Origin of the sequence: Bordetella genomosp. 8, from assembly GCF_002119685.1 — a bacterium.
In the GTDB taxonomy this organism is placed as follows: domain Bacteria; phylum Pseudomonadota; class Gammaproteobacteria; order Burkholderiales; family Burkholderiaceae_B; genus Bordetella_C.
In genome coordinates, this window is sequence record NZ_CP021108.1 from 1,452,275 (window position 1) to 1,476,782 (window position 24,508).

Sequence of the window (24,508 nt, forward strand, 5' to 3'; positions counted from 1 at the left end):
AGCGTGGGTGCGGGCGAAATTGTCCGGCCCCAATTACTGTACGCTGGCCGGTCGCTTTCGCGCTAGCTCCTCTATCTTGTCGCCGAGCGAATCCAAGAAGGACTCCAACTGCTCCTTGTTGTTACGTTCGAGGTCGGTGATGCCCAGTGCGGTCACCGCCTCGGTGAGTTGTTCAGCGCTGCGTTTCAAGTCACCCGCCCAGCCGCGCAACATCCTGATATGGTGGAACGCAATCGACATGAACTCTTCGTCGCGCTTTCGGACTTTAATGAAGGCCTCTTCATTGATGAGTTCTTGCGGGGATGTGAAAGTGTCTCCGAAGTCAACGTAGAGCGATGCGTTTTTATCGTTGTTCGATTCCTGATGAAATGCCTCTTGAAGCTGTTTGAACTCTTGATGCGCAGCTTCGAAATCGCCACTGTCGCGAGCTAGTCGTTCAACGTGCGTGGTCGGCAGAAAGTAGGCGTTCGTCTTATTCTTGTATTTATGGCGCCGGAACTCTCGGCGCAATGCGTCGACGTTAATTTCATGACCCATCAGCAGCGCCGTGACGGCGGTGCCGAGTGCGTTAACCTTTGCGCATTCCTCCAGGGCAATCTGATGAAGGAGCAGCGCGCGAGGCCACGCCTTGCTGTCAGCGAGGATGGTTGCTTCGCTGAACAGCGCTTCCGCGTTGGCGTATATTTTTTCGGCGCCTACGTCCCGACCGACCCCGTGTGAGCACTGCGAGATGCCGTCACTGAACTCGTACCGCGTCGGTGCAATTGCTATACGCGACTTTGCAGGAATCAGATCCGCAGTTCTTCAGCGCGACGTCGGAGGCCTTCTTGATGGAAGGGCCGCGTGAAACGCCGATACGGCCACCTCCAGGTTTTTGTGCTACGGCAACGCACTGGTTGTGGTAGGTGACGTTGACCTGGCAATGTTTTCCGCCCGCCTTTTCGCAGTTCGACAGTGCCATGGATTCCGCGTGGCGTTGCGATGTCTGGTTCGTGGAAACACCAGCGCTAGAGGTAGCTTCATCAAAGGCAATAGCTCCCCAACGGTCTTGCCATACGGGTGGTGGGGCTTGAGGCAAAGCTGGGGCGCCGTCACCTTGGTTATAGGGGGAATTGGGCGCCGAAGGAGGAATGCAGCCCGGGTTCCCGGCACCTGGGATACCGGGTGCGCACTGCGCGTGAGCCGCAAAGGGAGCAGCAAGCAAAAGCAAAAACCCGAAGGCGATGAACTTCATCAGCTGGTTTCCTCAAGATGTCGGGCAGCGCCTTTCGGGCGCTGCACCTGGATGCCCCAGGTGGCGAATCAATCTTCAGCAGTGGGACCTACCGCCAACGCAAGGTACCCATTGCGCCAAGTCGCGATGTGAAAAGTGCAAGGCTTCGAGCCAGTTCACTCGTTCTGGCAAAGCACTGAGCAGTTGTGTGAGCCACAGACATCATACGCATGGGGGGCTCGCGTGCCATCGTTCCACTCCTCGTTTCCCGACGCCGATCGTACCGCTGGCCGGTCATGAACTGCAACGACATCGTTGGAGGCCATGGATCGAGTTAGAGGTGCGCCGATAGTCGTCGCGGCTGCTTCGCGTCACCACTGTCGCGGTGCGTGTCCCTGCGCCTGGGGCCCCGGGTCGGGCTGTCTTGCGATGCATCGAGCCAGGCTCCGCCTGTCTCGCCGCTATCGGGCTTCCATCCTTCCCTCCCTACGGTCGGCTCACGCCTTCGCGCGTTCGGCGCTGCGCGCTCCGCTTGCCAGTGTCCTGCGGACACTCGGAGTGAGAGCCCTACCGGCTAGGGGAGCTCGCCGCGCGGCCGGTTCGCGCACGCAATCGCAATGGCGCAATGCCTGTCCTGTCAGAACGTCGCCCTAAAGCGCCGACTGTATCAAGGGTGCGCTACGCCAGGTGCTCTCCCGTTCGGTGCCTGCGCTCCGCCTGCGGCCTGCGCGCCCGCCCTTTCCGGTCGTCCTTCCGTGATTCAGCACGGCAAGCGCGACGAACTACCATGATGGGCGGCATACAACGCGTAGCCGCCGGACTGCGAAACCCGATCCTACAACCTACGTAAGGGCTCAGAATCTTTAGTCCAGGTCAGCAGAAAAAAAGCTTTATGTAATGCCTGGCTCGCAGCCGGCGCTAAGGAATTGGACGCCTTGTGGCACGGTGCGATGCTCGATGACGGCGGGTGGCCTGCTGGTGCTGTGGGAATCGATGACGGAACAGCGCTTATGTCAAAGCCTCGCCGCGGCAGTGAGCGGAGACGGGTGCCTGTGAAAGCGGACGAGGAGAGGCCATCAGGCAGATGGCTTCTCGTCCATCGACAGCAGTCCCCTGGCCATTTCTATCGCCTGCTCACGCGACGGAGCAAGAAGCAGAGGATAGCCCCAGAACTTGGCAAAAACGGCGGCAAATGCCTTGAGGCCCAGGCGTTTTGCCGAGTTGGGCTCGACCAGGATCATTGCAAGAACCAGCCTTCGCAATTCGACCTTGTGCTTTTTCATCCAGAGCGCGGTGCGTTTCTTTTCTTCCGGTGAGTGCTCGTGGTCTGCGGCGGGAGCGGTATCGGTCAAGAGAACGAAGGGCTCTCCACGCTGCAAAATCGCTTCGAATTCGTGGAAGTCCTTCTGCTGGTCATGGCCGGACTCTTGCGTAAGATTCATCCAGACCAAAGGGAAATCAGAACTATTCATCGCCATGATGGTTTCCTTTGTTTTTGATGCGACGCCAGGTGGCCGCGATGGCGAACACGCCGGGCAACGTGATGAAGAACACTGCCGAAAAGGCAATGTGCCAACCGTCGCGCAACCCGTCTGAGATTCCTCCGAGGGTATTCAGGACGACAAGCAGGCTGCCGAGTACCAGCGCAACCCACTGAGCCTTACGGGTTCCGGCCAGCGCGAGTAGCACCGTGACGATCCAGGAACCATAGAATGCGGAAAACATCCACAGTATTCCGGGCTCGAACGTAATCGTTGGTGTTGTTCCCCGTGCTCTCACGAAGTCGTTTACGTAGAAAAACAACTGGAAGGTGACGAAAAGCACGGCGCCAGTGGCTGTCGTCAACCAGAACAAGGCGGGCTTGTTCGGGTCGTTCGTGGCTGCGTCGGAGGTGGGGAGTAGGGTGGGCTGAAGGCGCATCGGAGCCTCTCGGTAATCAAATGGGCTGTACATCCGCGGATCTCTCACGGGCGCAGCGTTCGCCTGCGAGCGAATCAATATCTATAGTTCAGCGTCACCATCACGTTACGGGGTGCGCCATAGCCCACGGTGTCGAAATCGCCCTTCTGTAGCGCGTACTTCTTATCAAACAAGTTGTTGACGTTGACCGCCACGTTCGTTTGCTTCGAGATGGCGTAACGTGCCAGCAGCGACACCAGGCCATATGGGCTCTGTTCCCCGCCCCGCGTGCTCGTGCCGGTGTTGGGCGCCTCGTAGATGCGGCTTTGCCATTTGACGCCGCCGCCCACGGTCAACTTGCTCCAAGCTCCCGGCAACTGGTAGGTCGTGAAAAGTTGGGCGGTGGTACGCGGAATTTGTGAATTCAGGCGGACGCCATCGCTATCGCTGGCCGTGAAATGCGCGATACCTGCATAGATATTCCAGCCACGCGCCAGTTCACCCTGCAAATCCAGCTCGATCCCGCGAGACTTCGTCCCGTCGGCGTTTTCGTAGGCTTGGGCGCCGCCTGGTGTAAGGGTTCCGGCGACCATCTGCGCCGCGTTGTCCAGCTCGGTCTCGAACAAGGCCACCGACGCATTCAGTCGCCCGTCCATGTAGGCGCCCTTGAGGCCGATTTCCTTGGTTTTCCCCTTCGACGGCGTGAGCACGTTGCCCTTGCTGTCCCGATAGTCGGTCTGCGGGTTGAAGATCCCGGTGTAGCTGACGTAGGCCGAGTAAGTCTTGTCGATGTCGTAGACCAAGCCGGCGTACGGCGTGAATTCGCTGTTCTTCTTGTAGTGCAACGGGCTGCCATTGGCGTCCTCGTCGATTTCGTAGTTGGTGAAGCGGCCGCCGACAATCAGTTTCAGGGGTTCAGCCAGCGAGAAGCGGGCCGCGCTGTAGACACCGCTCTGCTTTATTCGGGTGCGGGTCGGTATCCAGGTCATGGCATCGAAGTCAGGCCGGGGATAGGCCGGGCTCAGGGTATAGATATTGACCGGCGTAAAGCCTGGATAGAAAGGCGGGACATCCTCCTGGCTGGCCGTGCGGCGCGAACTCGTCGCCCCCATCACCAAGTCGTGTTGACGGCCCAGCAGTTCGAAGGGGCCGCTCGCCATCACGTCAAAGGTGTTTTGACGGCTGCGCGCCTGGGACGCCAGTGCCACCGGATAAGCCCCGTAGGGATAAGTGCCCAGTCCCGTCGCACGATCGGGGTTGCCCACCAAGCCAAGCAGTTCCGCGTCGAAGTTGGTGCGGTACTGGTTGGCCACGGCCCGCACGTTCCAGCCGTTGTGAAAGCGGTGCTCGATCTCGGCAAAAGCCGTCTTCAGCGTAGTGTCCGAATGGCTCCAATCCTGCGCATAGGTCTTGGAGCGCAAATAATCTGCTTGCGTGCCGTCGCTGAGCCACAGCGGCAAACCGCCCCAGGTGGTGCCCTTGGGCGTGATGTCCTGGTAGTCATAGCCCAGGCTCACCGTCGTGTCTGGAGTCAGGTCTGCCTCGATGATGCCGTAGAACCCTTTCCTCCGCGGCCTGTAGCCGTCGAGGTACGAGTGTCCGTCCTGGTTCGTCCCGACTATGCGCGCGCGGATGCGACCGTCCTCGGTCAACGGGGTCGAGATGTCAGCCATCTCCCGGTGGGTATCCCAGCTCCCCGCGCCGACCGAAGCAGACGCCGAGAAGTCAGGGGTCGGTCGCTTGCGCACCAGGTTGATGGCGGCCGAGGGGTTGCCGGTGCCGGTCAGCAAGCCGGAGGCGCCGCGCACGACCTCGACACGGTCATAGAAGGCGGTATCGAGAGAGCTGATGCCGCTCCCATTGACGGTATCACCGAGGACCGTAGGTATGCCGTCGTACTGGACGTTGTTGATCAGAAAGCCGCGCGAATAGAAACTCGTTCGCTCGCTGTCGGACTGGTACGAAGAGATGCCCGTGGTGTTCTCCAACACGTCCTGCACTGAATTCAATTGCTGGTCGTCCATGCGCTGGCGCGTGATCACCGTTATCGACTGCGGTGTTTCCTGCAGCGACAGCGGTAGCCGCGTGGCCGCCGTGGTCTCGCCCGTGGTGTAGGAGCCAGTACCTTCGGTGGTCGCCGAATCCGCGTGGCCCGTTACGGTAATGGCCGGCAAGGCTATTCCCTCCTGGGACGCCTCCTCCTCCTTGGCTTGAATCTGCGCGGACTCGGCGGCGAATGCGCCCTGCGCACTGATGAAGACCGCCGCCGCGACTGCCGAGCCCAGCATGGTGCGGGGCCCGTTCCTCATGGCGGCCTTGTACCGCCCGGCCAGATAAGGATGGGCGGCGCGCGTCGCGCGCATATCGATCGGCCGATTGGACTTCCCGGCAATGGTGGAGGTGGGCATCAACAATACTCATTCTCATTTGGACGCCGTATTTAACAATGTAGACAAAGTGGAGGGATGGCGAAGTTCGGCCAGATTGTTATTCAGTTGGGCCAAACTGGGAGATGTCTAAAAATTGGCCGGAACGAGAAATATCCTGACCTGGTTTCGCAATGTGGTATTCGGTTGGCGCCGGTACGCTGCGCTTGATTGTTGAGAGCAACGCATGTCTACCGCCATCTCCCGTATCAAGCCCATTGCCATCTAAGGAGTAAAGATATGGAGCCACGAGATGACTCCCCTCGGATCGTCGACTTGATAGCAGCATTCGGTAGCAAGAAGCTCCCGTCAGGCAAACACAAGATAGAGCACACTGCGGCGGCTGCTCCCGACACCGGATCGTCGTTGTCGTTTCTAGAGCAACGCTTGGTGGCGAACAAAGTCCGACCGACGATCGCTCGTCTCAGTGTCTTGAGTACCCTGGAAAAGGCGATGCCGAGCTGTCTCGATGCTCGGCAAACGTATCGGATCCTCAGCACGCAGTTCGACAGCCTCACGCCGGGGGCGATCTACCGGGCGCTGAACGATTTATGGATTGCCGGGCTGCTGGTTCGCACCGAAGCCGCACGTGGGCGTGCGCTCTATGCGATCAAGCCGGACGCGCTGAACGCCCGCTACGACACGCTGCGTTGTCATTGTGGCGGGCGACTGGTTTTCCTTGACGACCTGGCGCTGCGTAAACATCTGCAGACGCTGGCACGCGAGAAAGGCTTTGCTCTCGAAGCGGAGCCAGTCTTTACCATCAGCACGACGTGTGAAAAATGCCGGTCACTCCGCAACGTAGGGCAGTAGCCCGTGGATGACTCGCGGCGATTCGGGCCAAGACAGGCAGACCCAATCAGGGCGAGATCTCGACGGGGAGCATGATGCCGGATGCGGGGGCAGGCTCCACTCCGTTCGTGCGATCCGAGAGGTATCGTGCCGGAGGCTTGCCCACCGCCTTGCGGAACATGGTGACGAACCCGCTGGCGTTTTCGTACCCTAGCTCCAGTGCCACCCTTTGCACGCTGTCACCCTTGGTCAATCGTTGAAGGGCCAGGATCACATGCAGTTGCCGGCGCCAGCGCCCGAAGCTCATTCCAATTTCGTGCATCAGGAGGCGGCTCATGCTGCGCTCGCTCATGCCTATGCGGGTGGCCCAGTCAGCCTTCGAGGTCTTGTCCGTGGGGTCGGCCAACATCATTTCCGCGAGACGCCGCAATCGGGGATCGCGCGGCATGGGCAGGTGCAGGTCTTCCACCGGAGCCTCTGCCAATTCGTCGAGCAACGCGGCAATCAGCCGATCTTCCCGTCCCCCCAGCGCGTATGACTCGGGGAAACCAGCCACCTTCACCAGTAACTCGCGTAGCAATGGCGATACCGAAATCGTGCAACACGCTTTCGGAAGATCCGGTGCGGCGTCTGGTTCGACGAACAGGCAATAGCATTCCGTTTCGCCCGAGCCCCGTGCCGCGTGCGGCAAGCCTCCCGGTATCCATATGGCGCACTGGGGCGGGACGATCCAGACACCATCTTCGATTTCGCAATTAAGGATGCCGCGAACAGAGTAGAGCAACTGTGCCTTGCGGTGCTGATGCCTCGTGTGCTCCCAGTCCTTTGTGACCGATGTGGCGCTCAGGGCAACAACGGATCGAGGGACATCGTCGACGTTCGAAGGCACAGTCAGATCGGTGATCGCAGTGCTCGACATGTGTGCGGAATTCCAGGGAGGCGAGACATTGGCCTGATTGGACAATATTATTGTGAAATTGCCCGATTGTGTCCAGCCGTTTCGCGCTTTAGGACTGCCAGTGTGGCGGTTCGCCAGTTGCCCAAACCACCAAGAAGAATGCGGCACTGAGCAAGACGACTGCAAAAAGAAATGCTCCGAGCCGACGGTCGGGCCGAAGTACGTTCCCGATAACGATAAGCGAGACGATGTAGACGAGCAGCACCGCCCATCCTTGCCAAAGAACCGGAAACCCCCAGCCCCAGCCATGATGCTTTGCCAAGAACCAGTAATGAGATGTCTCTTGCATTTTCTGCAACCAGAGCGTCGATGGTGGGCATTCTATTGCAGGCCCGCACCTGGATCTCGATCCGAATTCTTGGTTCAGCAATAGATGGTGCTGCTTCGGGGATGGCCTTGCGCTCAGGCGTAGTGTGCGATGCCGTTGCCCAGGGACCAGTTTTCCTTCGCCACTTCCACCAGGTTGATGAAGACGTCCTCGCGACGGATGCCAGGTTGCTCGCTGAGCAGATCCGCGAGCCGTTTGAACAGCGCTTTCTTCTGTTCCGTGCTGCGAGTGTTGTTTGCAGTGATCTGGATGTAGACGACATCATCGCTGCGCGCGACGTCGAGGTATGACTTGCCGTAGCGGAAGTTGGCGGCCTCGTGCTCGGTGATGGCCATGAACTGATCGTCTTCGGGCACATCGAAGGTGTCCTGCAATGCCTGGTAGACGCCGTCGAAGATGGCCTGCCGATAGGCTTCCGGTTTTCCAGCACGCAATGAGATATGGACGAGGGGCATGGTGTGTTCCTTTTCGGTGTGTTTACCGTGGGGGGAATTATCTATTCTGATAAGCTATTGGTGTTTATTTCAGCGATAAGATATGGAAATGGCTGAGCGCACCCTCGATCTCGATGCCGTCAGGGCATTTGTCCGCATTGCGGACTTGGGCAGCTTTACCCGCGCGGCCGAAGCGCTGCGGACCACGCAAGCCGCGGTCAGCCTGAAACTGAAGCGCCTGGAGGAAAGGCTCGGGGCCCGACTCGTTGAACGGACCCCCAGGCATGTCGAACTTTCGGGGCAGGGCGCCGCTTTCCTCGTCCACGCGCGAGCACTCCTGGAGGCGCATGAGCGCGCGCTGTCTGTCGCTGTCAGCGCGCGGCAACGTCTGGCGATCGGCATCAGCGACCATGTGGCGGGGCCGGAGCTCCCCGCGCTCATCGCCCGCATGAATAGCCAGAATCCCCAGCTGCTGATCGAAATTCGGATAGGTTCGTCGGGTGACCTCCTGCACGACTTCGACAGGCGGGAGCTGGATACGGTGTTGGTTCGCCAGCACGTCGACCGCAGCGATGGCGAGATGATCGCTGAAGAGAAATTCGGCTGGTTCGCGGTTCCAGGCTGGGAGCACCGCGCTGGCGAGCCACTCCCGCTTGCCACGATGGCCGCGCCCTGCGGCGTGCGCGCAATGGCCGAGGAGCTGCTCGACGATGCGGGCATACCGTGGACTGAAGTCTTTGTGGGTGGCGGGGTGATGGCCGTGGCCGCCGCGGTCATGGCAGGGCTGGGCGTCGCGGCCTTGTCGCCGCGCATGGTCCCCTTCGGCGCCCTTGACGTGGGTCCCAAGCTGGGGCTGCCCGAGCTGCCGCGGCTTCCTGTTCTACTTTATTCGAGAGTCAAGGACGGGCGCGGACGTGACGCGCTCGGCGCACTCGCGGCAGCCTTTCGCGGCGCGGTACGGGGTTAATCAGCGCGCAGCTTGGCGACGGAATCGGAGTCAGGTTTGCAGGTTCCCCAAGGCACTCTCGATCACGGCTTCGCGCAGGCGCGCCAAGGCGGGCGTGATCTCCCGCCCGCCTGCGTGCAAGCACAGCTTTACGACGGGGAGGGGAGGCAGGCCATCCTGTTCGCCAAGTTGCCTCAACGTAGCGGGCAAACCGCTGCCCGTTCTCAATGTGATGCCCAGGCCAGCCGCGACGCCCGACCAGAGACTGTTCAAGCTGGCGGTGGTATATGCCAGCCTCCATGCGATGTTCGCGGCATCCAGGGCTTCGAGTCCGGCACGACGAAAGAAACATGGCGGGTTGTACAGCGCCAGGTCCAGGGGTTGGCCCGCACGCAGGACCACCGCATCCGTCGCCGGTCCTATCCATGTCATCGGCAAGGTGGCGACAGGTTCCGCATCCTCGCGGTGTTCATAGCCCATCGCAAGGACGAGATCCAGCTCCCCGCGATCCAGCCGTTCGAGCAAGGCGCCGTTGCGTTCGACGGAAACCTCCACGCGCACCGCGGCGTGTGCCTTCTTGAATTGCCCTAGCGCTGTCGGCAGCCAGGTTTCGGCGAAGTCGCCGGGCAAACCGAAGCGCACGCTGCCTTCCAGGGATGCTCCCCGCAATGCGAGGATCGCCTGATCATTCAGTTCGAGAATGCGGCGCGCATACGAAAGAACCTGCTCGCCGGCGTCCGTCAACGTCAGGCCTCGTCCCTGACGGCGAAACAGCGGCTGTCCGACTTGCATTTCCAGTTTGCGCATCTGCTGGCTGACGGCGGACTGAGAGCGCCCCACCTGCTCGGCGGCACGGGCCAAGCTTCCCACCTGTTGCGCGGTGAGGAACGTGCGTAACGCATCCATATCAAGATTCGGTAGAAGCATGATGCGGTTTTTCTAAATCGAGGCTGTCGGATTATCGCACCCACGAGGGCGTCGCATACCTATCATTCAAAGATGCAGCGTGACGAACGCCACGCAGTCCTTATTCGTAGCCTGGAGAAGAAATGCATCGTCGTTCCTCATTCAAGTCTGGTGCCGTCGCGGCGTTGTTCGTGACGGCGTCGTTGTCGTCGGCGGTTGCCCTGGCGAAGACGCCGGCGGCCGCGTCGTCCTTGGCCGGCACCTGGACGCTCGTCGCGGCCGATGTCCAGCACCCCGACGGATCGAGAGGCCGTGACTACGGCGCCGCGCCGAAGGGCTTGCTGATCGTGGATAAGCAGGGGCGCTATTCCCTGCAGATTTACAAGTCGGAGCGCCAGCGCTTTGCATCGCCGGACAAGTCCGCCGCCACGCCCGCCGAATACAAGGAGGTCGTCATGGGATCGAGCACGCACTTCGGTACCATCAGTGTCGACCCGGCCAAGAGCACGCTGGTCTTCCACATCCAGAATGCATCCTTCCCGAATTGGGAAGGGGAGGAGCAGAAACGGACCTATGAACTGAAAGACGGCACCCTGAGCTACAAGGTGACCGCGCGGCCGAATGGCGACGTGCCGATCTCGATCTGGCGTCGTGTGAACTAAGGCTCACTGGTCGCATCGTGGGTTAAGCGTCCGGGGAGCGCGCGTATCGCTCGGACGATCCCGGTCGCGTCAAGGCCGCGATGGCGAAGCATCTGCGCAAGTGGTCAAACCCGCGGCCGCAACGACTTCGTCGGCCGCGCCCATGTCGTTCCTACATCAAGTTGGCGAGTTCGGTGACTGGCAAACCCACTTGCCGCGCAAGGTCCTTCTTGGTCAACTTGCCGCTTGCCAGCAGAAGCTTGGCATTCTCTTGTCGCAACGTCTTCAGCAGTTCCTGGGGCGGAACGCCGAAGTGCTGCTTGAATCTGCGCTGGAATGTCCGGCGCGACATATTGCAGCGATCAGCCATGTCGTCCACGGTCCATGGCGCAGCCAGGTTCTTTTCCATGCTGCCGATCAGATCTCGAAATGGCGCGCTGGCACGGTCCTGCACGCGCAGGGTCTGGCTGTACTGCCGCTGGTCGCCGCTTCGCCTCAGATAGACCACCAGGCGTCGCGCCACCCGCTGGGCAAGCGCAATGCCGCAATCATGTTCGATCAATGTCAGTGCCAGGTCGATACCGGCGGTGACGCCGGCGGTCGTCCAGTACTTTCCGCTTTCGCAAAAGATACGTTCATCGACGACGTCCAGCTTTGGAAACGCCTGGCGTAGCCGGTCGGCGTTGCGCCAGTGCGTGGTGACGGGCCGTCCGTCCAGAAAGCCGGCTGAGGCGAGCAGAAATGCGCCCGTGCAGACGCTGCAGGTTCGAACAGTGGTCAGGTCGCAGGCACGCAGCCATTGCAGGATGGCAGGATCTTGCGCCGCGCGATGCACACCGTCCCCGCCAGGCACGATCAGCGTGTGCACGCGGAATTCAATGGCTGCATCCAGGGTGTGGTCGACCAGCAGGCGCAAGCCTCCGTCAGTGGTTCGCGCGAGGGTTTCGGGACCAAAGCTGGACAGGTGATAGCGCCGGTACCCCAGTTCATCGTTGGCTGTGGTGAACGCCTGCCAGGGACCGCTCAGGTCTATCGGTTGAAAGCCAGGGAAAACGAGAAAGCCAATGTGAATTGGCGCAATTCCCTCTGCTTTTGGCGCATGTTCATTCACGAAGACCTCTACCTTGGAGACTTTCAAGGGGATTCTGTATGCAAGTCAATTTTCTGCTCTTTTCCGCGGTCACTCAACTCGATTTGACCGGTCCATATGAGGTTTTGGCGCGTGCGCCGGGCTTCGAGATCGATCTGGTCTCGCCGTCGATGGAGCCGGTCCGATCCGACCGTGGCCTGACCATGCTGCCCACCGCAACGTTCGACGATGCCAAGCCCTGCGATCTGCTGGTCGTACCCGGTGGACCGGGCACTGACGACGCCTTGGTGGACCCCCGCTGGGTGGATTTCACGGCCCGCCAGGCCGCACAGGCCAAGTTCGTCTTCGGCATTTGCACCGGTTCGCTTCTGCTGGGAGCGGCGGGATTGCTTCGTGGCCGGCGCGCCGCCTGCCACTGGCAGGCACGCGAGTTCTTGAGCGAGTTCGGCGCCATTCCAGATGAGTCCCGTATGTGCGTGGACGGCAACATATTCACTTCGGGCGGTGTGACATCCGGCATCGATATGGCCATCAAGGTCGTTGCGATGATTCTTGGCGACGATGCCGCGCGGCAAATCCAATTGCAGATCGAATACGACCCGGAGCCACCATTCGCCGGCGGCACGCCACGCACGTCGCCCGACCATATCGTCCAGCGCTGCCTGGATGCCACCCGGAAGCGCCACGCTATTCGCGCACAAGCCGTGGCCCAGGCCGCGCGGGCACTGGACGCGTAAAGCGATGACGGAGCGCATCATGGAATGCTTGAAGAGAGGGCTCGCCGCGGCGCTTACGTTCTTTGTCCTTGCGCATGGCGCCGCGCATGCGGCTTTTCCGGATCATCCGATCACGCTGATCGTGCCCTACGCCGCGGGTGGCCCGATGGACCGGCTTGCGCGTCAACTCGCCGCCAAGCTCATCCCCCAGCTTGGCCAGCCTATCGTCATCCTCAACCGGGGCGGCGCGGGCGGCAACATCGGCGCGGTGAGCGCCAAGCACGCCGCGCCGGATGGGTACACGCTGTTCCTGGATCACATCCATATGGCGACGGCACCATCGCTCGAGCGCAAGCTGGACTTCAACCCTCTGGAAGACTTTACCCCTCTGGGCATTTTCGTCGAGTCTCCGCTGGTACTGATAGCCCGGCCTGGAATTCCCGCCGACAACAAAGACGACTTCCTGCGTTGGTTGGCGAGTCAAGCCCAGGTCAGCATGGCCAACGCAGGAACGGGCTCGGCTTCGTTCCTGTGTGGTTCGCTATTGCAGTCCGGACTGAAAAAACACATCACCATGGTTCCGTATCGGGGAACGGGCCCCGCGATGATCGATCTTCTAAGTGGCCAGGTCGATCTCATGTGCGATCTGACCGCCAATGCCATTCCTCAGATCCAGGCAGGAAAGGTCAAGGCGATTGCTGTTACCGTGCCGCAGCCGCTGGTCGGCACTGCGCTGGCCGACACGCCAGCGATGCAGGATTTCGGCATTCCCATTGCACCATTGACGGTCTGGTATGGACTTTACGCTCCGGCCAAGGCCCCTGATCCTGTAGTCCGGAAGATTTCAGAGGCACTCCAGGCTGTGGTGCAGGATCCTGACTTCCAAAAGGAACAGGCGGACGCGGGCCTTAAAGTCATCAAGGATGAACGTCTCACCCCGGAAGGTCACCGGGATTTCCTTGAAGCGGAGATCAAGCGGTGGGGCTCCGTGATCCAGGAGCCAGGCACTTGACCCAAGCGCTCTTCGCAGGATGCTTTCGCCATCGAATCCTTTCTTGGGTGGCTCGGACAGCAAACATTGGGTAGGGCAAAACTAGCGCCGCGGCGCCCACGCCGCTCCCATTTTTCGATTTTCAAGGAAAGTGCTGATCGATCCCTGCGATTTTTCAGAAATGCGAGTTGACGCAGTATGTGCATACGCCACGGCGTCGTGGCCGAACCCGCGCGTTTCTGCCTCGCCAGGCAAGGAGATCATCATGTCCGCACCCCATCCCTTCATTCGTAAAGCCTTGATCGCGGCTCCCCTGGCCGCGGCGATCGCCGTGTTGGGCCTGCCCGCGGGGGCGGCCCCCATCAAGCTCATCCAGGTCCAGAACCAGGCGCGTGAGCAGGCTTACGGCAAGCTGGAAACCGTCGCGATCTTTCACGATGCCATGCCGACCGGCGTGGCGGTGACGGAAGCGGGCCGCATCTTCGTCAATTTCCCGCGTTGGGGCGATGACGTGCCCTTCACCGTGGGCGAGGTTCGCGGCGGCAAGGTGGTTCCCTATCCGGATGCGGCCGTGAATCGCGGCGATGCAGAGTCGCCGGGCAGCCAGTTCATCAGCGTGCAGAGCGTCGTCGCCGACGGCCGCAATCATCTCTGGGTGCTGGATACCGCCGCGCCGAAGTTCGGGCCGCCGGAGGCGGGCGGCGCGAAGTTGGTAGCTATCGACCTGAGCACCAACAAGATCGTGAAGACCATCATTTTTCCGCCGAACGTGATGCGGCCGCAGACGTACGTCAATGACGTGCGCTTCGACTTCCGGGTGGGTAAGGCGGGCGTGGCGTACGTGACGGATTCGTCGTTGAGCGGCACGGGCGGCATTATCATCGTCGACCTGGATAACGGCACGGCGGTGCGACGCCTGACGGGCGATCGGTCGACCTCCGCCGATCCCGCCTTCGTGGCGGTCGTGGAAGGCGAAACGCTGATCGGGCGCAACCCGGACGGCACCACGTCGCCGTTCACGGTGGCATCCGATGGCATCGCGCTTTCGCCGGACGGCAAGACCTTGTACTTTTCGCCCCTGTCCAGCCGCCATCTGTATTCGGTGCCCACCGATATCCTGCGCGACCCGAACGCCAGCGACGCGCAGGTGGCCGCGGCCGTCAAGGACCTGGGCGAGAAGGGCGCTTCCGATGGCCTGGAGGCGGACGCGAATGGCGTGGTCTATGCCGGCGACTACGAACGTAACTCGATACGCGAACTGCGTCCCGGCGGCCAGTGGGAAACGATCGCGCACGATCCGCGCATCCTGTGGCCCGACACCATGTCGATCGGTCCCGACGGTTATCTGTACTTCACCGTCAACCAGTTGCATCGCCAGCCGGGCTTTCATGCGGGCAGGGACTTGCGGCGGAAACCATACAGCCTGTTCCGCATCCGCATCGACAGCGCGCCGGCGCCGACGCATTGACGCGATTCAGAATGTGATGAACAGACTGCGCATGACGACAGGCGCGTCGGTGAAGTTCTTTACGTCGTCTATCACTTGCTGAGTTTGCGGGCTGGCAAGGGCGTCATGGATGCCTTGTTCCGAGGAAAAGGTGTACACCCCAATGGATTTCCACTCGCCGGTTGCGGAGTAGGGGAAAAAAGCCTCCGTGGATTGGAGTCCATACTCGGCCCAGCATGCTTTTGCCAGCTCGAAGTGATTGTTCGCGTAGTAGTCGCGATCGAACCTCACGCCGGCATCGCCAGCGCATACAACGATCATCTTTGCCATGTTTTCTGCCGTATCTCTTTCAGCTTTTCGATTGCCAGTTCTGAATGGCGGTTCAGGCGCTGATGCCGCCATCGACAAGAATGCCCGAACCGGTGATGTAGGCGGCTTCAGGCCCCGCGAGGAAGGCGACGGCCTGGGCGACTTCCCGGGGCTTGCCGTAGCGTCCAATGGACAGGCTGGGAAGGACGGACGCCGCGAGAGGGCCGTCCGCCGGATTCATATCGGTGTCGATGGGCCCGGGGCGGACCAGATTGACGGTAATGTCGCGAGGGCCCAGTTCACGGGCAAGACCGCGTGTGAAGCTTTCCATGGCGGATTTGGTGGCGGCATAGACTGCTATTCCGACGAACGGCACGGACAATCCCGCATTGCTGCCTATGGTGATGATGCGCCCGCCATTCGGGATGTATTTCAGCGCGGCCTGCGTGGTGACGAACACGCCGCGCACATTCACGTCCAGCTGCAGGTTGATTTCCTCCAGCGTGTGCTCGGCAAACGCGCCCGCGATCAGGACGCCGGCGTTGTTGACCAGGATGTCGAGGCCGTCGAGCGCCGCGACGGCCTGTTCGACCGCTGACTGTGACGCCTGGGGGCTGGCCGCGTCGGCCTGGATGGCTACCGCCTTGCGACCCAAGGCACGCATTTCCGTGGCGAGGGCCTCGGCCTTTTCTGCCGATTTCTCGAAGGTGATCGCGACGTCGGCGCCGTCCTCGGCCAGCTTGAGGGCGATGGCCGCGCCGATGCCGCGCGCCGCGCCGGTGACCAGCGCGCGTTTTCCGGCAAGACGTAGAGTGGGGTCGTTCATGAAGATATCCCTGGGCGTAGCGGTTTATATATCGATCGGTATATAAATGCTATAGCCGATGGGCTTGATCTGCAAGAACTTTATGGAATAATCAGTACAGAATAGGACCGCATAAGGACTCGATATGACCTTCGAATCGAACTACGCCGGACGCCGCACGGCCGGGCGGTGGGCTCCGGCGGGCGGGGGCTGCGATGAATGATCAGAAACACAAAGCGCCGCCCGCGAGCGCTGACGGTTTGCGTCTGGTCGGCATCGGCGTGATCGTCATCGCGGCCGCGGGCGCTTTCGCCTATACGGCCGGCTGGCTGACGCCCACGCGCATCACCCCGGAAAAGGTTGTTGATTCACTGGCGCCTCCCGGGGGCGCGGTGAAAGGCTACCGGCGGAATCATGCCAAGGGCATCTGTTTTACCGGCAGCTTCGAAGCAAATGGCGCGGGCGCGGATGTGTCGCGCGCGTCGGTCTTCAAGGCGGGTACCTACCCGGTGACAGGACGGTTCAATCTGGCGGGTCCGATTCCGACCATGGCGGATGGCGCCGGGCGGGTGCGGGGGCTCAGTTTGCGGATACAAACGCCCGACGGCCAGGAATGGCGCACCGCCATGCTCGATGCGCCGCTTTTTCCGGTCGCGACGCCGGAGGACTTCTATGCATTGCAACAGGCTTCCGCGGACAAGGAGAACCCTGCCGCCATGAAGCAGTTCGCGGCCACGCATCCTTCGCTTGGGGCTTTCGGCGCGTGGGCGCATAGCGCGCCGTTTACCGAGTCCTACGCCGAGGATCGCTACAACAGCCTGAACAGTTTCGTGCTGACCGATGCGAATGGCGAAAACAGGGCGGTGCGCTGGTCGTTCGTGCCGGCGGCCACCGTGGTGCCCATTCCGCCCGAAGAGTTGGCCAAGCGCGACCCCGACTTCCTGTCCAAGGAAATTGGCGCAAGAGTCGCGGCCGGCGCGCAGAAGTGGGCGTTGGTGCTGACGATCGCCGACAAGGGCGATCCGACCGCCGATCCTACCCAGGTCTGGCCGGACAGCCGCCGCAGGATCGACGCCGGTACGCTGGTGGTGAGCCGGATCGAAGCCGAAGCGGACGGGCCATGCCGCGATCTCAACTTCGATCCCACAGTGCTGCCAGCGGGCATGAGCACATCGGACGATCCCTTCCCCGCCGCCCGTTCGGCCGCGTATGCCGTGTCCTATAACCGCCGCACCAGCGAGTCTTCGAGCTATCCGCGTGTCCCCGCCCAGGAGAAACCATGAACGGCGCCTGTCCGACATTCACGCCTTTGCAGCGTGCGCTGCATTGGGTCATGGCGATCGCCATCCTGGCCATGTTGTTCATCGGCGTGGGGATGATGTCCACGATCGAACCCGTGTATCTGGCACTGGTGGACATCCACAAGCCGCTGGGAATCGCCATCCTGGTGCTGGCCGTGCTGCGGCTGATCGTGCGGTGGCGCAAGGGTGCCCCGCCGTTGCCGGCGGGCATGCCGGAGCCGATGAAGCTCGCGGCACGGCTGTCGCATGTCGCCTTCTATGCGCTGATGATCGCGATGCCGCTGCTGGGGTGGTCCATGCTTTCCGCGGCCGACTATCCTGTGATCGTGGCGGGGATGCGATTGCCCTCCATCGTGCCCCCCAACGCCGAATTGCATAGCGTGCTCTGGTCGGCGCACCGGGCCCTGGCGTTCTGCTTTTTCGCGCTGATCCTGTTGCACCTTGCCGCCGCGCTTTTTCACGCGTGGATAAGGCGCGACGGCGTGTTCGAGGCGATGGCACCCGTCCGCCGCCGGCGGATATGAAACGCGTGCAGCCCACGGCTGGCTCCACGGCCAGCGGCGCCGTGGAGGCGCTTAGCCAGGTGCGGATTCGACCAGGATGCGCCTTGCGCAGCGCATGACTTCTTCCACAAGCGCCTGGACGGCAGGGTGGTCCCGTTCGCCTTTCCGGTAGGCCAGCAGGATGCGCCGTTGGATCTCCGGACGCAGGCGCACGGCCTTGACGCCCGGCAGGGGGCGGCTGAGCCGCAGGCCGGAAGCCAGCGAGACGGAGCACCCGGCCGCCACCATCGCGGCGACCAGTTCGAATCCGGCGCAGTGGGCGTTGACGTGAGGTTCGAAGCCGGCGCGGCGGCATAGCCCGGCGACGAAATCGCCGAAGGAGCTGTTGGAAGAGTCCAGCGCCCACGACGCGTCCTTGAGGTCCGACATGCGCAAGGACGTGCGCCGTGCCAAGGGATGCTTGGCGGGCAACATCACATGCAAGGCGTCCGATGCCAGCGGAACCAGTTCGTAGGCATGATGGCGGACGCCCGGGTCCACCGCGAGATCGTCGATGACGGCAACGTCGGTATGCCAGGCGGTCAAGGCCGCCAATCCTTCGCGCGCCTCCATTTCGCTGACGATCACCCTCAGCCGTGGATGGCGGGCTTGGAGGGACCGCAGGGCGCCGGCCAGCACCGCCACCGAGATCGAGGAAAAGGCCGCCACGCGCAATTCGCCGGCAATGTCGGTGCGCAACTGCGCCAGTTCGGACCTGGCCTCGTCGAGTACCGACATGAGTCGTTCGGCGTGCCGCACCAGCGCGTGGCCGGCTGCGGTGAGCGCCACGCCGCGGCCGCGCCGTTCGGTGAGTTTCGTGTCCAGGTCTCGCTCGAGTTGCGCGAGCTGCTGGGATATGGCGGAAGGGGTCAGATGCAGGGCCTGCGCGGCCGCGGCCATCGTGCCGCAACGCGCGAGTTCGCGCAGGGTGAGCAGGCGATTCATGTCCATCCCGGGACTCCAGCATCCTTGATTCGACAATTTTTCTAATGGTACGCGTAAATTTATATAAGTAGACATGTCGATACGCTCTTCCTACCATGGGCGTGGCATCTCATGCTTCCCGGCGGCGTTGCGTCGCCCGTCTTTGGCGCAAATCCATGGCAATCAGCGTTTTCGACCTGTTCAAGATCGGCATCGGACCGTCCAGTTCCCATACCGTGGGACCGATGCGCGCGGCCAGGCGCTTCTGTCGCGCGTTGGTGGATCATGGGCAGATGCCCGAGGTCGCGAGGGTGCAGGTCTCGCTGTATGGATCGCTGGGCGCGACGGGCAAGGGGCACGGAAGCGACAAGGCCGTGCTGCTGGGTCTGGCCGGCCACCGGCCCGACACCGTCGATGTCGACCGGGTGCCGGACATCCTGCGGGGCATACGCGAGGCGGGCGCGATTCGGCTGGGCGGCGATCACGCAGTCGCCTTCGACGAGAAGCGTGACATCCTGTTCTTCCGGCGCGCCTTGCCTTTCCATGCGAACGGCATGACCTGCGCGGCCTTCGACGCGGGTGGCCGGCTGCTGCGCGAGGCGACGTACTACTCGGTGGGCGGCGGCTTCATCGTGAGCGACTCGCTGGCGGCCGATGGGGAACGGCAGCGGGTCATCGCGCCCGATGCGACCGTGCTGCCCTTGCCTTTCCATCATGCGGACGACCTGCTGCGGCTGACGCGCGAACATGGCATCAGCATCGCCCAGGTGATGCGGCGCAACGAACGGCACTGGCGGACCGACGACGAGATCGACACCGGGCTGCTGGACATCTGGCGGGTCATGCAGGCCTGCGTGCAGCGGGGCTGCCGCACGGAAGGCGTGCTGCCCGGTGGTTTCAAGGTAAAGCGCCGCGCCGCCGACTGGGCGCGGCGCCTCGGACCGGTAGGCGACGATGGGGACGATCCGCTGCGCCTGCTGGACCGGGTCAATCTCTGGGCACTGGCGGTCAACGAAGAAAATGCCGCGGGCGGGCGCGTGGTGACGGCGCCCACCAATGGCGCGGCCGGCATCATTCCGGCGGTGCTGCATTACTACGCGTTTGCGGTTCGGGGCGCCACCGAACAGGGCATCGTCGATTTCCTGCTCACGGCGGGTGCCATCGGCATCCTCTACAAGGAGAATGCGTCGATCAGCGGGGCGGAAGTCGGTTGCCAGGGCGAAGTGGGCGTGGCGTGTTCCATGGCGGCCGGCGCGCTGTGCGCGGTGATGGGCGGTACGCCGGCCCAGGTCGAGAATGCCGCGGAAATCGGGATGGAGCATCACCTGGGCCTGACCTGCGATCCGGTGGGAGGCCTGGTGCAGATCCCGTGCATCGAGCGAAACGCGATTGCCTCCGTCAAGGCGATCAATGCCGCGCGCATGGCCCTGCATGGCGATGGCTCGCACTACGTCAGCCTGGACAAGGTGATCAAGACCATGCGCGAGACCGGCGCCGACATGCACATGAAATACAAGGAAACGGCCCGAGGCGGCCTGGCGGTGAATATTGTCGAGTGCTGAGATCCGCCTGTTTCTCGGCTAGCCCGTCCGTATCTCCGTCCTTGGCGTGCCGGCGACCCGCGCCATCAGCTTGCCAGCGTCTGTCAGCGTTTCCAGTTCCCATATGCCGCCGATGATGGCCTCCGCGTCGCAACCCGATCCACCATAGGCGCAGAGCTCGTGTAGCTTGTTTTCCAGGTCGGCGTCGGTAAGCGGGTTGCCCGATGAGCCGCGAGCGGCGTCGATGCGGTGCTCGAAGTCGCGGCCGTCGTCCAGGGTGATCCGTATGTGGACCGCGTCGACGGTATAGGCGTCGTCGTCGTGGAAGCGCAGCCGCATGTCCAGCGCGTGGGCGCGCGGGGCGGCGACGGCCTGGTCGGAGAATTCCGCCAGGCCCGCACGGCCATGCAGCAGGCATACCGCGATGGCGTGTTGCGCGCTGACTTGCGATTCGCGGCCGTTGCGCACGCCTGGGCGATCGGTGCGCTGGCGCAGCAGCGGATGGCCGGTGAGTTCGACCCGCGCGACGCGGGCCGGATCGCGATCGGCAAGCGCCATGCGTTCCCTGAGTGCCAGTACGGCCTCTATGACGGGGTTCAGCACGACACCGCAGGGATAGGGCTTGTAGGTGTTGGTGCGAAGCTCCCACCGTTGGCCCAGGCCGTCGATCAGCTTTTCCGGCGCCGGCGTGGCCGACAGCACGTTCAACACGCCGCGTGCGCCTTCGATCGGCTGGTCGGGGCCCGCCAGGCCCTCGCGCGCCAGCAGCGCGGAAAGCAATCCGTTGCGGGCGGTGTTGCCCACCGAGATGCTCTTGGACATCGTACCGAGCGTCTCCACTAGCCCGCCGGTCTGGTTGCCCGCGCCGGCCAGCGCCCAGGCGGTGCGGCGCGCATCCAGGCCGAGCAGGCTGGCGCTGGCGATGGCCGCGCCGAATACGCCGCAGGTTGACGTGATATGCCAGCCATGCGCGTAATGCCCCAGCGTCAGCGCATTGCCCATGCGGCATTCGATCTCCGCCCCCAGGATGAAGGCGTGCAGCAGGCGCGCGCCGCTGACCGGCTGGACCTGCGCCAGGGCGAAAGCGGCCGGCGCCACGGGCGCGGTGGGATGAATGATGGTGGCGGGATGGGTGTCATCGAAGTCGAAGACATTGGCCATCATGGCGTTCAGGCTGGCTGCGTTCAGCATATCCATCCGCTGGCCGCGACCGATGACCGTGGCCTGCTGCCCCGCGCTGAATCGCGCGAACACGCTCGCGGCGATGTCGACCGTCGGGTCGGCGCTGCCGGCCAGCGCCACCGCGAAGTAGTTCAGCAGCGAACGCCGGGCTTCGTGGCGCACGGCTTCCGGGATGTCCTCCCAGCGCCATTCCGCGCCGAAGCGGGCCACCGCACGGGTGATGGGGCCAAAGCGCTCCATATCCATGTTCATGGCCGTATCCGAAGCCGGGTCTGCTGATCGTCCGGTCATATCAGTTCGTCTCCTTTGCAAAATATCAATAATACAATCATACTAACTGTCATCCCGGCGCGGCGGAAGTCCTGTGGCGTCCCCCGCGGACAATAAAAGAGGAGCACCATGGAGACAGAGAGCGCCATCGCGCCATCGATGCGCGGCCGTTGCGCGGTCATCACCGGCTCCGTCGCGGGGCTGGGCCACGCCATCGCACGGCGGCTGGCCCTGGCGGGCGCGGACGTGATGCTGCACGGCCTGGAACCCATCCAGGACGCCCAGGCCGCCGCGCGCCGGCTGGCCGAAGAGACCGGCTCGCGCGTGTCGCTGTCGCGCGCGGACCTGAACGACGTGGACCAGATCGAAGCCATGATGGCCCAGGCGGAAACGGAACTGGGCGGCGTCGATATCCTGGTGAACAACGCCGTGGTCAGGCATTTCGCGCCGGTCGACCAGTTGCGGACCGAGCACTGGAACGAAGCCCTGGCGGTCAACCTGTCGGCGGCTTTCCATACGGTGCGGCTGGCGCTGCCCGGGATGCGGGCGCGTGGATGGGGCCGCATCGTGAACATGTCCTCGGTATATGGCGCTGGCGCGACCTCGGACCGCATCGCCTATATCACCACCAAGACCGCACTGATAGGGATGACACGCGCCATCGCGGTGGAAACCGCGCGCACGGGCGTGACCTGCAACGCCCTGATGCCCGGCACGGTGCCCACGCCGCCCATCGTCGACCGGATCGCGGGTATCGCGGCGACACAGGGCATCACCGAAGCCGAAGCCGCGGCGAATTACCTGCGGGCACGGCAGCCCACGGGACGCTTCGTGGCGATGGAAAGTGTGGCGGCCATGGTCATGTTGCTCTGCTCGCCCGCCGGGGCGGACATCACCGGTGCGATGCTGCCGGTGGACGGCGGCTGGACGGCCGCTTGAGGAAACGCAGTTTCGACCCGCACGCCAGCGCGGTTTCTGAACGACCATCACGATGGAGACGAATATGAACGACAAGGACAAGCCTCACCTGGGCTTCGTCGGCATAGGCCGCATGGGAGCGCCGATGGTGCGGCGGCTGCTGGAAGCCGGCTATCCGCTTACCATCCACGACGCGCAGCCGGCGGCGGTAAAGGAGCTGGTCGCGTTGGGCGCGCGCGCCGTCGACTCGCCGCGCGCGGTCGCCGATGCCGCGTCCATCGTACTGGTTTCGCTGCCCAAGCCCGATATCGTGACGGACGTCGCGCTGGGCGCGGACGGGCTGGCGCTGGGCAGCGCCATCCGTATCGCCGTCGATCTGTCGACGTCGGGCGCACAGGCGGCACAACGCCTGGCGAGCGGCTTGGGCGAGCGCGGCATCGCGTCGGTGGATTGCCCCGTCAGCGGCGGCATGGCGGGCGCGGCCAAGGGCACGCTCGCGCTCATGCTTTCGGGACCGCGCGAGGCCTGCGACACGCTGGACCCCGTGCTGCGTGTCCTGGGCAAGCCCTTCTACATCGGCGAAAAGCCGGGCCTGGCGCAGACCATGAAGGTCATCAACAACCTGGTGTCGGTGACGGCGCTCGCCGTCACTTCCGAAGCACTGGTCATGGGCGTGAAGGCCGGGCTCGATCCGGACATCATGGTCCAGGTCATCAATTCGGGCTCCGGCCGCAGCAATTCCTCGGAAGACAAGATACCCAAGTACGTGTTGAGCCGCAGCTTCGGTTTTGGCTTCGCCATGGGCCTGTCGGCCAAGGATGTCGGCCTGTGCCTGTCCGAAAGCGAGGCCATCGGCGCGCCGCTGCGCGTGGGCGCCGTCGTGCGCGACCTGCTGAACGATGCGGTCGCGCGCCTGGGCGACCAGGCCGACATGACGGAAATCGTGCGCCTGGCCGAAGAGGCCGCGGGCGTGGAAGTGCGAGGCAAGGCAGCCCGCAAGGAGGCATCATGACCCGATCCGAACGATTCCGCGAGCTGCTCAAGAAGCCGCCCTTCGTCTGCATGGGCGCCCATGACGCGGTCACCGCCATGCTGGCCGAGCAGGCCGGCGCCCCCGCGATCTACGTCAGCGGTTTCGTCGCGTCCGCCATCGTGGCGGGCAAGCCGGACGTGGGGCTGCTCACCCAGACCGAGATGTTCGACCATATCCGGCGCATCTGCCGCGTGACCAGCATTCCTGTGTTCGCCGACGCCGATACAGGCTACGGCGGTGTGCTGGATGCCCAGCGCACCATACAGCTGTGGGAAGAGGCCGGCGCTTCCGTGCTGCACCTGGAAGACCAGGCCGTGCCCAAGCGCTGCGGCCACTTCGCCGGCAAGCAGCTGGTGTCCAAGGAAGAAATGACGCAGAAGCTGCGCGCGATGCTGGACGCGCGGACGGACCCGAATTTCTTCGTCGTCGCGCGTACCGATGCGATCGCCGTGACCGGGCTCGCGGATGCCCTCGATCGCCTGGAGGCGTACTCGGCAACCGGGGTCGACGGCCTGTACGCCGACGCCCCGGAGAGCGTCGACCAGATGCGCGAAATCATTCGCCGGCTCAAGCCGCTGGGCAAGCCCATCCTGTTCAATATGGTGCGCTCGGGCAAAAGCCCCTACCTGTCGCTGAAGGAGATCCACGACATCGGATTCGACTACGCGCTGTGCCCGGTCGAGCCCATGCTGGCGATGCACAAGGCGGTCAAGGAAATGATGGAAACCTTCATGCGCGAAGGCTGCTCGACCAATGCCATCGCCGACCGCCTGACGACTTTCGAGGCGTTCAACCAGTTCGTCGGCCTGGACCGCATCACCCGGGAGGAATCCAGGTACGAGATCTAGGTCCAGCCGTCCGCAGTGCTGCATCCACACAGAAGGGGCGGCGGGACC

At 63.0% G+C, this 24,508-nt stretch carries 25 protein-coding genes; 12 read left to right on the top strand and 13 right to left on the bottom strand.

The annotated features are described in order from the left end of the window. Positions 1–33: 33 nt before the first annotated feature. From CAL12_RS06625 to CAL12_RS06645, 5 genes are all read right to left on the bottom strand, one after another. Positions 34–792, bottom strand: a complete 759-nt coding sequence (locus CAL12_RS06625; protein WP_086063765.1) for an AbiV family abortive infection protein — start codon at positions 790–792, stop codon at positions 34–36. Further along, positions 737–1,234 carry a DUF4189 domain-containing protein gene (locus CAL12_RS06630; RefSeq protein ID WP_086063766.1) on the bottom strand — a complete coding sequence of 166 codons (498 nt, stop codon included), beginning with the start codon at positions 1,232–1,234 and terminating at the stop codon, positions 737–739. Before CAL12_RS06630 ends, CAL12_RS06625 begins: the two co-directional genes overlap by 56 nt. Positions 1,235–2,289: 1,055 nt before the next feature. Beyond that, positions 2,290–2,691 (bottom strand): hypothetical protein, encoded by a 402-nt coding sequence (locus CAL12_RS06635; RefSeq protein WP_086063767.1) that lies wholly within the window; start codon positions 2,689–2,691, stop codon positions 2,290–2,292. Continuing rightward, the gene (locus CAL12_RS06640) at positions 2,678–3,133 is read right to left on the bottom strand and encodes a hypothetical protein (RefSeq protein ID WP_086067713.1); all 456 of its coding nucleotides are present in this window, start codon (positions 3,131–3,133) and stop codon (positions 2,678–2,680) included. Before CAL12_RS06640 ends, CAL12_RS06635 begins: the two co-directional genes overlap by 14 nt. Before the next feature lie 74 nt (positions 3,134–3,207). Continuing rightward, the gene (locus CAL12_RS06645; protein ID WP_232464722.1) at positions 3,208–5,520 is read right to left on the bottom strand and encodes a TonB-dependent siderophore receptor; all 2,313 of its coding nucleotides are present in this window, start codon (positions 5,518–5,520) and stop codon (positions 3,208–3,210) included. 258 nt (positions 5,521–5,778) lie between these two features. On the opposite strand from CAL12_RS06645, the gene CAL12_RS06650 reads away from it, so the two are divergent. Further along, positions 5,779–6,351: a Fur family transcriptional regulator gene (locus CAL12_RS06650; RefSeq protein ID WP_086063768.1), complete on the top strand. Its 573-nt coding sequence runs from the start codon at positions 5,779–5,781 to the stop codon at positions 6,349–6,351. A gap of 46 nt (positions 6,352–6,397) precedes the next feature. On the opposite strand, the gene CAL12_RS06655 is transcribed toward CAL12_RS06650, so the two are convergent. Continuing rightward, positions 6,398–7,249 carry an AraC family transcriptional regulator gene (locus CAL12_RS06655; RefSeq protein ID WP_086063769.1) on the bottom strand — a complete coding sequence of 284 codons (852 nt, stop codon included), beginning with the start codon at positions 7,247–7,249 and terminating at the stop codon, positions 6,398–6,400. A 441-nt stretch (positions 7,250–7,690) separates the two neighbouring features. Then, positions 7,691–8,071, bottom strand: coding sequence for a tautomerase family protein (locus CAL12_RS06665; RefSeq protein ID WP_086063771.1), 381 nt, complete (start codon positions 8,069–8,071; stop codon positions 7,691–7,693). 88 nt (positions 8,072–8,159) lie between these two features. Between CAL12_RS06665 and CAL12_RS06670 the strand changes: the two genes are divergently transcribed. After that, a complete protein-coding gene (locus CAL12_RS06670) occupies positions 8,160–9,017 on the top strand; it encodes a LysR family transcriptional regulator (RefSeq protein ID WP_086067715.1) in 858 nt (285 codons plus the stop codon). A gap of 30 nt (positions 9,018–9,047) precedes the next feature. Here the strand turns inward: CAL12_RS06670 and CAL12_RS06675 are convergent, their stop codons facing one another. Further along, complete coding sequence (locus CAL12_RS06675) at positions 9,048–9,923, bottom strand: LysR substrate-binding domain-containing protein (protein WP_086063772.1); 876 nt, start codon at positions 9,921–9,923, stop codon at positions 9,048–9,050. A gap of 122 nt (positions 9,924–10,045) precedes the next feature. On the opposite strand from CAL12_RS06675, the gene CAL12_RS06680 reads away from it, so the two are divergent. Next, positions 10,046–10,564: a lipocalin-like domain-containing protein gene (locus CAL12_RS06680; RefSeq protein ID WP_086063773.1), complete on the top strand. Its 519-nt coding sequence runs from the start codon at positions 10,046–10,048 to the stop codon at positions 10,562–10,564. A gap of 151 nt (positions 10,565–10,715) precedes the next feature. Here CAL12_RS06680 and CAL12_RS06685 read toward each other — a convergent pair whose 3' ends face one another. Beyond that, positions 10,716–11,681, bottom strand: a complete 966-nt coding sequence (locus CAL12_RS06685; RefSeq protein ID WP_332459120.1) for a GlxA family transcriptional regulator — start codon at positions 11,679–11,681, stop codon at positions 10,716–10,718. Between the two features lie 11 nt (positions 11,682–11,692). Between CAL12_RS06685 and CAL12_RS06690 the strand changes: the two genes are divergently transcribed. From CAL12_RS06690 to CAL12_RS06700, 3 genes are all read left to right on the top strand, one after another. Beyond that, positions 11,693–12,370, top strand: a complete 678-nt coding sequence (locus CAL12_RS06690) for a DJ-1/PfpI family protein (protein WP_086063774.1) — start codon at positions 11,693–11,695, stop codon at positions 12,368–12,370. 19 nt (positions 12,371–12,389) lie between these two features. Continuing rightward, positions 12,390–13,361, top strand: a complete 972-nt coding sequence (locus tag CAL12_RS06695) for a tripartite tricarboxylate transporter substrate-binding protein (protein WP_086067717.1) — start codon at positions 12,390–12,392, stop codon at positions 13,359–13,361. Between the two features lie 244 nt (positions 13,362–13,605). Beyond that, positions 13,606–14,808 (top strand): L-dopachrome tautomerase-related protein, encoded by a 1,203-nt coding sequence (locus CAL12_RS06700; RefSeq protein WP_086063775.1) that lies wholly within the window; start codon positions 13,606–13,608, stop codon positions 14,806–14,808. A gap of 6 nt (positions 14,809–14,814) precedes the next feature. Here CAL12_RS06700 and CAL12_RS06705 read toward each other — a convergent pair whose 3' ends face one another. Both CAL12_RS06705 and CAL12_RS06710 read right to left on the bottom strand, forming a co-directional pair. Continuing rightward, positions 14,815–15,117: an EthD family reductase gene (locus CAL12_RS06705; protein ID WP_086063776.1), complete on the bottom strand. Its 303-nt coding sequence runs from the start codon at positions 15,115–15,117 to the stop codon at positions 14,815–14,817. 52 nt (positions 15,118–15,169) lie between these two features. Beyond that, positions 15,170–15,922: an SDR family oxidoreductase gene (locus tag CAL12_RS06710; RefSeq protein ID WP_086063777.1), complete on the bottom strand. Its 753-nt coding sequence runs from the start codon at positions 15,920–15,922 to the stop codon at positions 15,170–15,172. A 194-nt stretch (positions 15,923–16,116) separates the two neighbouring features. On the opposite strand from CAL12_RS06710, the gene CAL12_RS06715 reads away from it, so the two are divergent. Then, positions 16,117–17,184: a catalase family peroxidase gene (locus tag CAL12_RS06715; RefSeq protein ID WP_086063778.1), complete on the top strand. Its 1,068-nt coding sequence runs from the start codon at positions 16,117–16,119 to the stop codon at positions 17,182–17,184. After that, positions 17,181–17,726 (top strand): cytochrome b, encoded by a 546-nt coding sequence (locus CAL12_RS06720; RefSeq protein WP_086063779.1) that lies wholly within the window; start codon positions 17,181–17,183, stop codon positions 17,724–17,726. The genes CAL12_RS06715 and CAL12_RS06720 overlap by 4 nt, the downstream gene beginning before the upstream one ends. A 51-nt stretch (positions 17,727–17,777) precedes the next feature. Here the strand turns inward: CAL12_RS06720 and CAL12_RS06725 are convergent, their stop codons facing one another. Next, entirely contained in the window at positions 17,778–18,695 is a 918-nt protein-coding gene (locus CAL12_RS06725; protein ID WP_086063780.1) for a LysR family transcriptional regulator, read from the bottom strand. 149 nt (positions 18,696–18,844) lie between these two features. On the opposite strand from CAL12_RS06725, the gene CAL12_RS06730 reads away from it, so the two are divergent. After that, complete coding sequence (locus CAL12_RS06730) at positions 18,845–20,230, top strand: L-serine ammonia-lyase (protein WP_086063781.1); 1,386 nt, start codon at positions 18,845–18,847, stop codon at positions 20,228–20,230. Between the two features lie 18 nt (positions 20,231–20,248). Here the strand turns inward: CAL12_RS06730 and CAL12_RS06735 are convergent, their stop codons facing one another. Beyond that, a complete protein-coding gene (locus tag CAL12_RS06735) occupies positions 20,249–21,643 on the bottom strand; it encodes an MmgE/PrpD family protein (protein ID WP_232464723.1) in 1,395 nt (464 codons plus the stop codon). 147 nt (positions 21,644–21,790) lie between these two features. Between CAL12_RS06735 and CAL12_RS06740 the strand changes: the two genes are divergently transcribed. From CAL12_RS06740 to CAL12_RS06750, 3 genes are all read left to right on the top strand, one after another. Continuing rightward, entirely contained in the window at positions 21,791–22,600 is an 810-nt protein-coding gene (locus tag CAL12_RS06740; RefSeq protein WP_232464724.1) for an SDR family oxidoreductase, read from the top strand. Positions 22,601–22,664: 64 nt separating this feature from the next. Then, complete coding sequence (locus tag CAL12_RS06745; RefSeq protein ID WP_086063782.1) at positions 22,665–23,591, top strand: NAD(P)-dependent oxidoreductase; 927 nt, start codon at positions 22,665–22,667, stop codon at positions 23,589–23,591. After that, positions 23,588–24,460 (top strand): isocitrate lyase/PEP mutase family protein, encoded by an 873-nt coding sequence (locus CAL12_RS06750; protein ID WP_086063783.1) that lies wholly within the window; start codon positions 23,588–23,590, stop codon positions 24,458–24,460. The genes CAL12_RS06745 and CAL12_RS06750 overlap by 4 nt, the downstream gene beginning before the upstream one ends. The last annotated feature ends 48 nt before the right edge of the window (positions 24,461–24,508 follow it).

Excerpts from the sequence above, each read along its gene's own strand:
- CAL12_RS06630 (WP_086063766.1), bottom strand. The coding sequence starts at position 1,234 with ATGAAGTTCATCGCCTTCGGGTTTTTGCTTTTGCTTGCTGCTCCCTTT.
- CAL12_RS06635 (WP_086063767.1), bottom strand. The coding sequence starts at position 2,691 with ATGGCGATGAATAGTTCTGATTTCCCTTTGGTCTGGATGAATCTTACG.
- CAL12_RS06640 (WP_086067713.1), bottom strand. The coding sequence starts at position 3,133 with ATGCGCCTTCAGCCCACCCTACTCCCCACCTCCGACGCAGCCACGAAC.
- CAL12_RS06645 (WP_232464722.1), bottom strand. The coding sequence starts at position 5,520 with ATGCCCACCTCCACCATTGCCGGGAAGTCCAATCGGCCGATCGATATG.
- CAL12_RS06650 (WP_086063768.1), top strand. The coding sequence starts at position 5,779 with ATGGAGCCACGAGATGACTCCCCTCGGATCGTCGACTTGATAGCAGCA.
- CAL12_RS06655 (WP_086063769.1), bottom strand. The coding sequence starts at position 7,249 with ATGTCGAGCACTGCGATCACCGATCTGACTGTGCCTTCGAACGTCGAC.
- CAL12_RS06665 (WP_086063771.1), bottom strand. The coding sequence starts at position 8,071 with ATGCCCCTCGTCCATATCTCATTGCGTGCTGGAAAACCGGAAGCCTAT.
- CAL12_RS06670 (WP_086067715.1), top strand. The coding sequence starts at position 8,160 with ATGGCTGAGCGCACCCTCGATCTCGATGCCGTCAGGGCATTTGTCCGC.
- CAL12_RS06675 (WP_086063772.1), bottom strand. The coding sequence starts at position 9,923 with ATGCTTCTACCGAATCTTGATATGGATGCGTTACGCACGTTCCTCACC.
- CAL12_RS06680 (WP_086063773.1), top strand. The coding sequence starts at position 10,046 with ATGCATCGTCGTTCCTCATTCAAGTCTGGTGCCGTCGCGGCGTTGTTC.
- CAL12_RS06690 (WP_086063774.1), top strand. The coding sequence starts at position 11,693 with ATGCAAGTCAATTTTCTGCTCTTTTCCGCGGTCACTCAACTCGATTTG.
- CAL12_RS06695 (WP_086067717.1), top strand. The coding sequence starts at position 12,390 with ATGGAATGCTTGAAGAGAGGGCTCGCCGCGGCGCTTACGTTCTTTGTC.
- CAL12_RS06700 (WP_086063775.1), top strand. The coding sequence starts at position 13,606 with ATGTCCGCACCCCATCCCTTCATTCGTAAAGCCTTGATCGCGGCTCCC.
- CAL12_RS06705 (WP_086063776.1), bottom strand. The coding sequence starts at position 15,117 with ATGGCAAAGATGATCGTTGTATGCGCTGGCGATGCCGGCGTGAGGTTC.
- CAL12_RS06710 (WP_086063777.1), bottom strand. The coding sequence starts at position 15,922 with ATGAACGACCCCACTCTACGTCTTGCCGGAAAACGCGCGCTGGTCACC.
- CAL12_RS06715 (WP_086063778.1), top strand. The coding sequence starts at position 16,117 with ATGAATGATCAGAAACACAAAGCGCCGCCCGCGAGCGCTGACGGTTTG.
- CAL12_RS06720 (WP_086063779.1), top strand. The coding sequence starts at position 17,181 with ATGAACGGCGCCTGTCCGACATTCACGCCTTTGCAGCGTGCGCTGCAT.
- CAL12_RS06725 (WP_086063780.1), bottom strand. The coding sequence starts at position 18,695 with ATGGACATGAATCGCCTGCTCACCCTGCGCGAACTCGCGCGTTGCGGC.
- CAL12_RS06730 (WP_086063781.1), top strand. The coding sequence starts at position 18,845 with ATGGCAATCAGCGTTTTCGACCTGTTCAAGATCGGCATCGGACCGTCC.
- CAL12_RS06735 (WP_232464723.1), bottom strand. The coding sequence starts at position 21,643 with ATGAACATGGATATGGAGCGCTTTGGCCCCATCACCCGTGCGGTGGCC.
- CAL12_RS06740 (WP_232464724.1), top strand. The coding sequence starts at position 21,791 with ATGGAGACAGAGAGCGCCATCGCGCCATCGATGCGCGGCCGTTGCGCG.
- CAL12_RS06745 (WP_086063782.1), top strand. The coding sequence starts at position 22,665 with ATGAACGACAAGGACAAGCCTCACCTGGGCTTCGTCGGCATAGGCCGC.
- CAL12_RS06750 (WP_086063783.1), top strand. The coding sequence starts at position 23,588 with ATGACCCGATCCGAACGATTCCGCGAGCTGCTCAAGAAGCCGCCCTTC.